The 11,566-nt window shown below is 66.9% G+C and carries 13 protein-coding genes; 10 read left to right on the forward strand and 3 right to left on the reverse strand.

Annotation, left to right across the window (positions count from 1 at the left end; genetic code table 11):
• Positions 1 to 53 precede the first annotated feature (53 nt).
• Positions 54 to 1,289: a PepSY-associated TM helix domain-containing protein gene (locus CFB82_RS01165; RefSeq protein ID WP_089483246.1), complete on the forward strand. Its 1,236-nt coding sequence runs from the start codon at positions 54 to 56 to the stop codon at positions 1,287 to 1,289.
• Positions 1,290 to 1,388: 99 nt separating this feature from the next.
• Here CFB82_RS01165 and CFB82_RS01170 read toward each other — a convergent pair whose 3' ends face one another.
• Positions 1,389 to 1,991, reverse strand: a complete 603-nt coding sequence (locus tag CFB82_RS01170; protein ID WP_089483242.1) for a DNA-3-methyladenine glycosylase I — start codon at positions 1,989 to 1,991, stop codon at positions 1,389 to 1,391.
• A gap of 142 nt (positions 1,992 to 2,133) precedes the next feature.
• On the opposite strand from CFB82_RS01170, the gene CFB82_RS01175 reads away from it, so the two are divergent.
• Entirely contained in the window at positions 2,134 to 3,015 is an 882-nt protein-coding gene (locus tag CFB82_RS01175; protein WP_089483243.1) for a BadF/BadG/BcrA/BcrD ATPase family protein, read from the forward strand.
• A gap of 136 nt (positions 3,016 to 3,151) precedes the next feature.
• Complete coding sequence (locus tag CFB82_RS01180; protein ID WP_089483244.1) at positions 3,152 to 3,976, forward strand: Cof-type HAD-IIB family hydrolase; 825 nt, start codon at positions 3,152 to 3,154, stop codon at positions 3,974 to 3,976.
• A 118-nt stretch (positions 3,977 to 4,094) separates the two neighbouring features.
• Here CFB82_RS01180 and aqpZ read toward each other — a convergent pair whose 3' ends face one another.
• Positions 4,095 to 4,838 carry an aquaporin Z gene (gene aqpZ, locus CFB82_RS01185; protein ID WP_069246855.1) on the reverse strand — a complete coding sequence of 248 codons (744 nt, stop codon included), beginning with the start codon at positions 4,836 to 4,838 and terminating at the stop codon, positions 4,095 to 4,097.
• A 300-nt stretch (positions 4,839 to 5,138) separates the two neighbouring features.
• On the opposite strand from aqpZ, the gene CFB82_RS01190 reads away from it, so the two are divergent.
• On the forward strand, positions 5,139 to 5,435 hold the full coding sequence (locus tag CFB82_RS01190; RefSeq protein WP_021162849.1) for an H-NS histone family protein: 297 nt from the start codon (positions 5,139 to 5,141) through the stop codon (positions 5,433 to 5,435).
• A 105-nt stretch (positions 5,436 to 5,540) separates the two neighbouring features.
• Here CFB82_RS01190 and CFB82_RS01195 read toward each other — a convergent pair whose 3' ends face one another.
• Complete coding sequence (locus tag CFB82_RS01195; protein ID WP_089483245.1) at positions 5,541 to 6,605, reverse strand: glycosyltransferase family 4 protein; 1,065 nt, start codon at positions 6,603 to 6,605, stop codon at positions 5,541 to 5,543.
• 647 nt (positions 6,606 to 7,252) lie between these two features.
• On the opposite strand from CFB82_RS01195, the gene flhD reads away from it, so the two are divergent.
• From flhD to CFB82_RS01230, 6 genes are all read left to right on the forward strand, one after another.
• Entirely contained in the window at positions 7,253 to 7,573 is a 321-nt protein-coding gene (gene flhD, locus CFB82_RS01205; protein WP_027788649.1) for a flagellar transcriptional regulator FlhD, read from the forward strand.
• Positions 7,574 to 7,665: 92 nt separating this feature from the next.
• On the forward strand, positions 7,666 to 8,220 hold the full coding sequence (gene flhC / locus CFB82_RS01210) for a flagellar transcriptional regulator FlhC (RefSeq protein ID WP_011350591.1): 555 nt from the start codon (positions 7,666 to 7,668) through the stop codon (positions 8,218 to 8,220).
• Positions 8,221 to 8,400: 180 nt separating this feature from the next.
• Positions 8,401 to 9,261: a flagellar motor stator protein MotA gene (gene motA / locus CFB82_RS01215; RefSeq protein WP_069246857.1), complete on the forward strand. Its 861-nt coding sequence runs from the start codon at positions 8,401 to 8,403 to the stop codon at positions 9,259 to 9,261.
• A gap of 13 nt (positions 9,262 to 9,274) precedes the next feature.
• Positions 9,275 to 10,300: a flagellar motor protein MotB gene (gene motB, locus CFB82_RS01220; protein WP_069246858.1), complete on the forward strand. Its 1,026-nt coding sequence runs from the start codon at positions 9,275 to 9,277 to the stop codon at positions 10,298 to 10,300.
• A gap of 24 nt (positions 10,301 to 10,324) precedes the next feature.
• Positions 10,325 to 10,702 carry a response regulator gene (locus tag CFB82_RS01225; RefSeq protein WP_011350594.1) on the forward strand — a complete coding sequence of 126 codons (378 nt, stop codon included), beginning with the start codon at positions 10,325 to 10,327 and terminating at the stop codon, positions 10,700 to 10,702.
• Positions 10,703 to 10,735: 33 nt separating this feature from the next.
• Positions 10,736 to 11,566, forward strand: an 831-nt coding sequence (locus tag CFB82_RS01230; protein WP_179255362.1) for an Hpt domain-containing protein, incomplete at its 3' end; no start/stop codon positions are given.

Here is an 11,566-nt window from a genome sequence, read left to right on the forward strand (position 1 = left end):
CCGTTGAACCGGGGCCGCTCGTGCCGGCCCGCTTTTTCTTCTCGGTGCGCGCGATGAATGCGTTCCTGCGACCGTTTCTCGTCCGCCTGCATCGCTGGTTCGGCCTCGCGATCGCGCTGTTCCTGTTCGTCGCGGGCCTCACCGGCGCGCTGATCGCGTGGGATCACGAGCTCGACGCGGCACTGAACCCGGACTTCTACACCGCCCGCAGCGATGCGGCGCCGCTTGATCCGCTCGCACTCGCGACGCGCATCGAGGCCGCCGACCCGCGCGTCCAGGTGACGTATCTGCCGCTCGCGATCGAGCCGGGGCACACGCTGCAGGCGGGCGTGATGCCGCGCACCGATCCGGCGACCGGCCAGCCGTACGCGCTCGACTTCAGCCAGATCGCCGTCGATCCCGCGACCGGCGCGGTGCAGGGCCGCCGCGAATGGGGCGCGCTGTCGGTCGCGCGGCTCGACCTGATGCCGTTCATCTACCGGCTGCACTACTCGCTGTTCCTGCCCGTGTATGGCGGGATCAACTTCGGGTTCTGGGTGATGGGCGTCGTCGGCATCGTGTGGGCGGTCGATTGCCTGATCGCGCTCGTGCTCGCGTTTCCGAACCCGAAGAGCTGGCGCAAGTCGTTCGCGTTCCGCGTGCGGCGCGGCGGCTATCCGCTGGTGTTCGACCTGCACCGCTCGGGCGGCGTGTGGGTGTGGGGGCTGCTGCTGGTCGTCGCGATCACGTCGATCTCGATGAACCTCGCCGTGCCCGTCGTGCGGCCGCTGGTATCGCTGGTGTCGCCGCTGGCCGAGACGCCGTACACGGATCCCGAACACTTCCCGCCCGCCGCGCCGGGCAGCAAGATGCTGCCGCGCGAGCGGATCGTCGAGATCGCGCGCGCGGCCGGGCGCGACGCGGGTTTCGCCGCGCCGCCCGGCGCGCTGCTGTTCGCGCCGGCGATGAATGCCTATGCGGTCGGGTTCTTCACGCCCGGCAACGATCACGGCGACGTCGGGCTCGGCAATGCGTGGCTCTATTGGGATGCGGTGACCGGCAAGCCCGTCGCCGCCCAGGTGCCGGGCCGCGGTTCGGCCGGCGATCTGTTCATGCAGGCGCAGTTTCCGTTGCACTCGGGGCGGATCGCCGGCGTCGCGGGGCGGGCCGCGGTGAGCGTGCTCGGCATCGTCATCGCGATGCTGAGCGTGACGGGCATCTGCATCTGGGTGAAGAAGCGTAGCGCCCGCGTGCGGGCCGCGCGCGGCACGCGGGCGGTTGCACCGGCGTCGTCGCGCGCCGCGAGATGAGGCGATGCGCGTCGCGCCACGCTTCGTGAGCGGTGCGCGGACGGGGTAACCGGCGCAGGGCCGCGGTGAGCGACGGGCCGCTGGCGGACGCCCGCGCCGTCAGCCCGCCTTGCGGCGGCGTGCGGGCTGCTTGCCGCTAAGCGCCGCGCATTGCGCGTGGCACGGGCAGCCAACTTCGTGATCGTTGACCATGCCGGTGGCCTGCATCAACGCATAGCAGATCGTCGAACCGACGAACTTGCAGCCATACGCCTTCAACGCCTTGCTGAGCGCGTCGGACTGTTCGGTCGACGCGGGCGCGTCGCGGTATGACTGCCACGCGTTCTGGACCGGCGTATCGCCGACGAACGACCACAGGAACGCGGCGAGCGACCCGTGCTCTTCGCGGATGCGCTGCACGGCGCGCGCATTGGTGACCGCCGATTCGACCTTCGCGCGGTTGCGCACGATGCCGGGATTCTCCAGCAGCTTCTCGATGCGCTTCGGCGTGAAGCGCGCGACGGCATCGACGTCGAAATCCGCAAAGGCTTCGCGATAGCCCGCGCGCTTGTTCAGGATCGTCGACCACGACAACCCGGCCTGCGCGCCCTCCAGGATCAGCATTTCGAACAGGTGGCGATCGTCGTGCGACGGCACGCCCCATTCGGTATCGTGATAGTGAGCATCCGCTTCCGTCTTCACCCAGTTGCACCGCTGCGACATCGTCTGCCTCGCTTTCCGTATCGATTCGATCGCGTCAGCATAGCGGAAGCCCTTTTCACGGAACAGCCGGCCGAACGGCAGATGGGCGCGCGGCGCCGATCCGGTTAAGCTTGGCGCCTGTTCGAATCAGCGGGATGAAGGCATGGCGGCATTACTTTTTGCGATCGGCATCGACGGCGGCGGCACGGGCACGCGCGCGGTGCTGGCCGACCGGCACGGGCGCGAGCTCGCGCAGGGGCGCGGCGGCCCGTCGGGGCTCGGGCTCGGCATCGAGCGCGCGTGGGCGTCGATCGGCGCGGCCTGCGCGGATGCGTTCACCCAGGCCGGTTATGCATTCGACTGGTCGCAGTGCGCGCTCGGCTGCGGGCTCGCGGGCGTCAACAATGCGGCGTGGCTGGCCGCGTTCCGCGCGCAGGCACCGCTCGGCGCGCTCGCGGTCGAGAGCGACGCGTATACGACCGTCGTCGGCGCGCACGGCGGCGCGCCGGGGCTGATCGTCGCGCTCGGCACCGGCAGCATCGCGGCGGCGCTCGATGCGGCCGGCGCGTGCCGGATCGCGGGCGGCTTCGGCTTCCCGTCCGGCGACGAGGCGAGCGGCGCATGGCTCGGCGTGCGCGCGCTCGCGTATGCACAGCAGGCGCTCGACGGCCGCGTGCCGCGCGATGCGTTCGCCAACGCGCTGCTCGCGGAAACGGGCGCCCAGGATCGCGACGCGCTCGTCCAGTGGTCGTGCGACGCGAACCAGACGATCTACGCGCGGCTTGCGCCGATCGTGCTCGCGCATCGTTCGCATCCGGTCGGGGGCGCGCTGATCGCGCAGGCGGGCGACGAGATCGGCAAGATGATCGACGCGCTCGACCCGCAGCAGGCACTGCCGGTCGCGCTGTGCGGCGGATTGGCGGACGCCCTCGCACCGGCCGTGCCGGCGCGCCATGCCGCCCGGCTGCGCGCGCCGCTCGACGATTCCGCGCACGGCGCGCTGCGGCTCGCGCTGCAGGCGCTGCGGGCGGCGGAGGGGCGCTGACGGCGTGTCGAGGCGGGAGGAAGGCGCACCGCAACCGCGCCGCTGGCGGCAATCGACCGGGAACCGTCCGGCGGGCAACCGGGCACGACGTTAAAATGGCCGTTCCGCAGAGCCCTGAGCGCCATTCTTCCGTCCCATGTACAAAGTCATCGCCACCGATCTCGACGGTACCCTGCTGAACAGCGACCACCAGCTCGATCCGTACACGATCGATACCGTCCGGCGGCTCGACCGCGACGGCTTGCAGTTCGTGATCGCCACCGGGCGCCATTACGCGGACGTCGCCGGCATTCGCGACGTGCTGGGCATCCGGCCGTACCTGATCACGTCGAACGGCGCGCGCGTGCATGCGCCGGACGACACGACGATCCACGCGCAGGACATCGATCCGGCGATCGTCCGCGGCCTCGTGCAGCCCGAGGTCGTCGGCGCGCACGGCCGCGTGATCGTCAACCTGTTCACCGACCAGGGCTGGCTGATCGACCGCGATGCGCCGCACCTGCTCGAATTCCACCAGGATTCGGGCTTCCGCTACGACGTGATCGACATGCCCGCGCACGACGGCGCGGATATCGCGAAGGTGCTGTACATCGGCGATCCGACTGATCTGGCGGTCGTCGCCGAGCAGATGCGCGTGCGCTTCGGCGATGCGCTGTACGTCACGTACTCGCTGCCCGACTGCCTCGAAGTGATGACCGCGAACGTGTCGAAGGGCCGCGCGCTGCGCTCGGTGCTCGCACGGCTCGGCGTCGACACCGGCCACTGCATCGCGTTCGGCGACAACATGAACGATATCGACCTGCTCGAAACCGCCGGCCACGCGTTCATGATGAACAACGCGAATCCCGACCTGGTCGCGCGGCTGCCGCACATCCCGCGGATCGGCAACAACTTCGACGCGGGCGTCGCCCGCCACCTGCGCACGCTGTTCTCGCTCGAAGACAACGTCGCCGCATCCTGAACGTCCTGCCGGGGCGGAAATGAAAAACGGGCGCCAGTGGCGCCCGTCGAAATTACCTGCCTCGATCTTCTTTGACAGCGTGAGGCTCGCTGCTCTGCTCGCTTGACCCCGTAGTGTTTTATTCGCTTGTGCGAGCCGATGCCGGCAGCAGGTCGACGGCGTCGTCACGCCCCGCGACCAGCGGATAGATGATCCCGGCGAGTACCGCGCCGATGATCGGTGCCACCCAGAACAGCCAGAGCTGACCGATCGCATCGCCGCCCACGAACAGCGCGGGGCCGGTCGAGCGGGCCGGGTTCACCGACGTGTTGGTGACCGGGATCGAGATCAGGTGGATCAGCGTCAGGCACAGACCGATCGCGATCGGCGCAAAGCCGGCCGGCACGCCGCGCTTGTCGGTGGCGCCCAGGATCACGAACAGGAAGAAGCCCGTCATCACGACTTCGCAAATGAACGCCGAACTGAGTGCGTAGTGGCCGGGCGAGCGTTCGCCGAAGCCGTTCGTCGCAAAGCCGCTGCCGACGACGTCGAAGCCCGGTTTGCCGGTCGCGATCAGGTACAGCACGAATGCGCCGAGCGTCGCGCCGACCACCTGCGCGACGATGTACGGCACGAGATCGCGTGCGGGGAAGCGGCCGGCGACCGTCAGGCCGACGCTCACTGCCGGATTCAGGTGGCAGCCCGAAATGTGGCCAATTGCGAATGCCATCGTCAGCACAGTCAGGCCGAAGGCAAGCGAGACGCCGGCAAAGCCGATGCCGAGGCCCGGAAAGGCGGCGGCCAGCACGGCGCTTCCGCACCCGCCGAGCACCAGCCAGAACGTGCCGAATACCTCTGCAGCGAGACGCTGAGAAAGATTCATGTAAGGACCTCGTTCAAGTGGATTGAAGACAACCGGACGACGCGACGGATTTAAATCGTCATCCGGAATTGGTCTGGATTATAGGAAATGAATCGGGTCGGGGAGGGTCAACGATTGTTAAATTTGAATGGCTGACGAATGCCTTTTATTAGAATAAGTCCGCATTCTCGATATAGCCGAATCGGTTAAAGATGACAGCATTCATTTCAAAGGGCAGGGCGGCAGTGCGGATGGCGTAACGGATGTTGGTGTCCCGGCCGGATTCGCCGGGGCCGCATCATCGAAAAGGGGAGTCAAAAAATGTCTCAATACGCGAAACTCAAGGCGCAGATCGCCGATCTGCAGGCCCAGGCGGACGATGTGCGCCGCCAGGAAGTGGCGGCGGTGATTGCGGAGGTCCAGCAAAAGATTGCCGAATATGGGCTGACTGCCCAGGATCTGGGCTTCGCGGAGCGAGCGAAGCGCGGGCGTCCGCCGAAGAAGGCGCCGCTGCCCCCGAAATACCGCGATCCGAAGTCGGGCGCGACCTGGAGCGGGCGAGGCAAGCCGCCGAATTGGATCGTCGGTAAAAACCGCGACCGTTTCCTCATCGAATGACCGAAAGCCCAAACAAAAGAGCCGCATCGAGATGCGGCTCTTTTGTTATCCGCGCCAATTTCGGCGCGGATTGGATTACGGCATATTTCCTTGCGGAATTCCGTGTCAGGCGCCGGCGACCCGGCGCAATGCCGGTTGACGGGCTCCCGTGCAAAGCGATTCGTAAGTTTCGACATACCGCTGCGCCATGGCCTTCGAGCTGAAGCGCGTATCGAAACGTTCGCGGATGGCGGTGCGCGACAGGCTGTCGATCCGGTGCAGCGCGCCGACCGCGCCCTGCACGTCCTCGACGATGAAGCCGGTCACGCCGTCCTCGATCACTTCGGGCACCGAGCCGCGGTTGAACGCGACGACCGGCGTGCCGCAGGCCATCGCCTCGATCATCACCAGGCCGAACGGCTCCGGCCAGTCGATCGGGAACAGCAGCGCCTTCGCGCCGGACAGGAACGCGGGCTTCTGCGCCTCGTTGATCTCGCCGATGAATTCGACGTGCGCCTGGCCGAGCAGCGGCTCGATCACTTCCTTGAAGTAGTCGGCGTCGGCCTTGTCGACCTTCGCGGCGATCTTCAGCGGCAGCCCGCTTTGCGCGGCGATCCGGATCGCGGTGTCGACGCGCTTTTCCGGGCAGATCCGGCCGAGGAACGCGAGGTATTCGGGCTTCACGCCCGGTTGCGGCGTGAGCAGCGTGTCAGGCAGCCCGTGATACACGGTGCCGGCCCACGCGGCCTGCGGCAGCGGCTTGCGCTGGTTGTTCGAGATCGACACGACCGGCGCGTCCGGGAACGCGTCGAACACGGGCTGCAGTTCCGGCAGGTCGAGGCGGCCGTGCAGCGTCGTCACGTACGGCGTGTCGAGGCGCGACATCAGCGGGAACGGCAGGTAGTCGAGGTGGAAGTGCAGCACGTCGAATTCGTGCGCGACCCGGGCGACCTTTTCGAGGAGCCGCATATGGGGCGCCATCGAATCGCGGATCGACGGGTCGAGCCGCAGTGCGCGCGGCCAGGCCGCCTCGAGACGGGCCGACGTGACGGAGTCGCCGCTGGCGAACAGGGTCACATCGTGGCCGAGATCGACGAGCGCCTCGGTGAGGTAGGACACGACACGCTCGGTGCCGCCGTAGAGTTTCGGCGGAACGGCTTCGTAAAGCGGCGCGATCTGGGCAATTCGCATGGATGTTCTCCTGTTTCGATCCGGGGGCGCGGGGGCGCCGATGCGGATCCCGTGCAAGGTTGCGGAACTCGCCGGCGTACGCGGTTGGCGGTACGTGGCCGTGCCCTGGGCGGGGTGCGCGGGGCGCCGGACGGCAAGCTGCGGGGCGGGCCGGCACGGCTCGCGCCGCCGCCCATTGGAGTCCATTATCGATATCGCCCTGGGGGGTTCGAGTGTTTTTTCAAACACTTAAGGCTTGTTACACGATGAAATACGCGAAAACCCCGATAAAAAGGGCGCGGATACAGAAATGGAGATAGACGCAACTATTGTTGCGTCTTCGTGAAAAAGCACTATAATTTTTACCGATCCGATTGCCGGCAGCCTTGCCGGCAAGCCTTCCGGCACATCGGACCCATCGCAGCCGAATCCTTGCTGCCACGCGCTTCCCCGCTTGCACCTTTCAATTCGCCTTGTCGGAAAAATTCCTACACGGTTTACAGAGAAATCCTGCACGGCATACGCCACTTCGCTGATACCGGCATAAATGCCGTTTAGCCAAAATTCGCCCTGTAAGACTATAAACGAGCCGACTGAGTGCCAAGAGCGCTCTGATCGAGCAAACGTTTTCATAACACGAATGGCCAAAGCACTTTAACGGGGGAATCATGAGCGCTACCAGCGAAATGCTCAGTGAGATCAAAGAGGTCAACCTGTCGTACCTCCTCCTCGCGCAACGCCTGCTGCGGGAAGACAAAGCGATGGGCATGTTCCGCATGGGCATTTCCCAGGAACTCGCCGACGTGCTCGGGAACCTCACGCTCGCACAGACCGTGAAGCTCGCCGCGTCGAACCAGATGCTGTGCCGCTTCCGCTTCGATGATCACGCGCTGCTCTCGTCGCTCGCCGACAAGGGCCGCAGCGATGTCGTCGCGCACGCCCACTCGGCCATCCTGATGGCCGGGCAGCAGGTCGAAGGCGTCCGCTGATCCATCCCGCCTTGCGTTTGTCCCGGCGTGCCGCGCCGGTGGGCAGCGTATTGGCCATCCATCCGAATAACGTCAAGCGGACGGTTTTCACCATGGCAAGCAAAAGCGTCGTGATCGAGGTGAAGGAAATCACCCTCGCCATCGAACTGATCGAACTGGGCGCCCGGCTGCAGCTGCTGGAAGCGGAGACGAGCCTGTCGCGGGACCGTCTGATCAAGCTGTACAAGGAACTGAAGGGCGTGTCGCCGCCGAAGGGGATGCTGCCGTTCTCGACCGACTGGTTCATGACGTGGCAGCCGAACATCCACTCGTCGCTGTTCTACAACATCTACCGGTTCATGCAGGACCACGGCCGCTGCGAGCCGATCCAGTCGATCGTGAAGGCGTACCGGCTCTATCAGGAGCACGTGAACCTGTCCGGCGACGAGGCCGCGCTGAGCCTCACGCGCGCGTGGACGCTCGTGCGCTTCTTCGATTCGGGGATGCTGCAGATGACCCCGTGCACGCGCTGCGGCGGCCACTTCGTCGCCCATGCGCATGATCCGCATCAAGGTTTCGTCTGCGGCCTCTGCCAGCCGCCGTCGCGCGCGGGCAAGACCCGCAAGGCCGCCGCCGCGCGCGCCGAACTGGCCGCCGCCGCGGCCTGAGCGCCGGCCGGGCAGGGCCGGGCGGGGCGTTCAGGCCGCGCCGGGGTGGCGCGAATCGTCTGCGAATTGCTGGTAAACACCGTCGGGCCGCCGCCTGGCCGCCCGCGAAAGTTTTCCTGCCGACTGCCGTAAACCTGTTTAACGGCGGTCTCCCCGCCGGTCATTCGTGAGGGACAGGCAGTGCTGATTATCGTGGGAACACTCGTGACGCTGTTGTCCGTCTTCGGCGGTTATGCGCTGGCAGGCGGGCATCTGGGCGCCCTGATCCAGCCCATCGAGATCCTGATGATCGTGGGTGCCGGTGTCGGCGCGTTCATCCTCGGCAACGGCGGCAAGACCATCAAGGCCACGCTACGCGTGCTGCCGACGCTCTTCAAGGGCTCGAAATACACGAAGGATGTCTACATGGAGCTGATGGCGCTTCTTTACGTGCTGCTCGCGAAGGCACGCAAGGAAGGCACGCTCACGCTCGAGGCCGACATCGACGATCCGGAAAAGAGCCCGATCTTCACGCAATACCCGAAGATCCTCGCCGATCGTCACATCGTCGAATTCCTGACCGACTACCTGCGCCTGATGGTGGGCGGCAACATGAACGCGTTCGAGATCGAGAGCCTGATGGACGAGGAGATCGAGACGCACCACGCGGAAGGCGAAGGCCCCGCGCATGCGCTGATGCGCGTCGGCGATGCGATGCCGGCGTTCGGGATCGTCGCGGCCGTGATGGGCGTCGTGCACACGATGGCGTCCGCCGACAAGCCGCCCGCGGTGCTCGGCGCGATGATCGCGCAGGCGCTGGTCGGCACGTTCCTCGGGATCTTGCTGTCGTACGGGCTGATCGGGCCGCTCGCGAGCCTCGCGGAGCAGCGCGTCGCCGAGTCGACCAAGATGTTCCAGTGCATCAAGGTGACGATCCTCGCGACGCTGAACGGCTATGCGCCGGCGATTGCGGTCGAGTTCGGCCGCAAGGTGCTGTTCTCGACCGAGCGCCCGTCGTTCTCCGAGCTCGAAGAGCACGTGCGCCGCGTGAAGGCGAAGTGATGCGGAGCGCCCCATGAGCAAGAGCAAGGATCGTGCAATCGTCGTCAAGCGGGTGGCCCCGGCGAAGAAGGGCCACCATGGCGGCGCATGGAAGCTCGCGTACGCGGACTTCATGACCGCGATGATGGCGTTCTTCCTGCTGATGTGGCTGCTGAGCTCGGTCACGCCGGTGCAGTTGAAGGGGATCGCCGAATACTTCAACACGCCGCTGAAGGCCGCGCTGTTCGGCAGCGGCGACCGCAGTTCGCAGGATTCCAGCATCATCAACGGCGGCGGCCGCGACCTGTCGAGCGTCGACGCCGGCACGCTGCGCCGCACCGACGGCACGACGCAACTGGCCGAACGCCTCGCGAAGATGGGCGACGAGCATTCCCGCTCGCAGGCGCAGACCGCGCAGGCCGCGCAGGACCGGCTCGAGCAGACGCGCCTGCATGACCTGCAGATCAAGCTGATGGCCGCGATCGAGGCCAACCCGACGCTGCGCCAGTTCAAGCAGCAGATCCGCATCGATTCCACGCTGATGGGGCTGCGCATCGAGATCGTCGACTCGCAGAAGCGGCCGATGTTCGCGATGTCGAGCGACCACGTCGAGCCGTACATGCGCGACATCCTGCGCGAGATCGGCAAGACGCTGAACGACGTGCCGAACCGGATCATCGTCCAGGGCCACACCGACGCGGTGCCGTACGCGGGCGGCGAGGGCGGCTACAGCAACTGGGAGCTGTCGGCCGACCGCGCGAACGCGTCGCGCCGCGAGCTGATCACCGGCGGCATGGGTGAGGCGAAGGTGCTGCGCGTGCTCGGCCTCGCGTCGACGCAGAACCTGAACAAGGCCGACCCGCTCGATCCGGAAAACCGCCGGATCAGCGTGATCGTGCTGAACCGCAAATCCGAAGAGGCGCTGATGCGCGACGATGCGACGACCACGACGCTGTCGGCCGATGCGGCCGGCTCGCAGCAGCTCGCGCAGCAGCTGGCCCCGGCGCCGGCAGCGCGCCCGGCGCTCGCGGCGTCCGCCGTCGCCGTGCCGAAACCCTGACGTTTACGAGATTCCGAGACAGACATGATCCGAACCATTCTCGCCATCGACGACTCCGCGACCATGCGTGCGCTGCTTCAGGCAACGCTGATGCAGGCCGGCTACGACGTGACGGTGGCGCCGGACGGCGAGGCCGGCTTCGACCTGGCGGCCACCGTGCCGTACGACCTGGTGCTGACCGACCAGAACATGCCGCGCAAGAGCGGGCTGGAAGTGATCGCCGCGCTGCGCAAGCTGACCGCCTATACGGAAACGCCGATCCTCGTGCTGACGACCGAAGGCAGCGACGCGTTCAAGGACGCCGCACGCGACGCGGGCGCGACCGGCTGGATCGAGAAGCCGATCGACCCCGCCGTGCTGGTCGACCTGGTCGCGACGCTGTCCGAGCCGGCCGCCTCCTGACATTCACGCGACGCATTCAACCCGGGACCGGGCATGACTCTCGACATCACTCAGTTCTACCAGACATTTTTCGACGAAGCGGACGAGCTGCTCGCGCAGATGGAGCAGTTGCTGCTGAACCTCGACGTCGGTTCGCCCGACCCCGAGGATCTGGCCGCGATCTTCCGCGCCGCGCATTCGATCAAGGGCGGCGCGGCGACGTTCGGCTTCTCTGCGCTGACCGATACGACGCACATCCTCGAATCGCTGCTCGACCGCGCACGCAACCACGAGCTGACGCTGACCAAGGAAATGGTCGACGCGTTCCTGGAGACGAAGGACGTGCTGTCCGACCAGCTCGTCGACTACCGCGCGAGCGCCGAACCGGACGCGGCCGCCGCCGCGACGATCTGCGCGAAGCTCGAACGGCTGAAGGCCGAGAGCGGCGCGGGTGCGCCGGCAGCCGCGGCCGCAGCGCCCGTGGCGCCGGTCGCTGCCGTCGCCGCGCCGGCTGCGCCGGCCGTGGAACCGGCCGCCAGCGATGACCGCGTGCCCGACCACGTGATCGAGCAGGCCGTCGCGGCCGCGCATCCGGCGGGCGACGCAGGCGAAGGCGGCCCGCACCTGAAGATCACGCTCGTGGGTGTCGACGCGAAGGATCGCGAGCTGCTCACCGAAGAACTCGGCAACCTCGGCCGGATCGTCGGTCGCGAGGAAGTGGGCGCCGACCTGACGCTGTGGGTCGAATCGGACGTGCCGTCCGACGACATCGTCGCCGTGTGCTGCTTCGTGATCGACGAAAGCCAGATCCGCGTCGGGCGCGGCACGGCGCCGGTCGCACCGGCTGCCGCGCAGGACGCCGCGGCGCCGGCCGCGGAACCGCCC

The sequence above is a fragment of the Burkholderia sp. HI2714 genome (genome assembly GCF_002223085.1).
Taxonomy (GTDB): Bacteria; Pseudomonadota; Gammaproteobacteria; order Burkholderiales; family Burkholderiaceae; genus Burkholderia; species Burkholderia lata_D.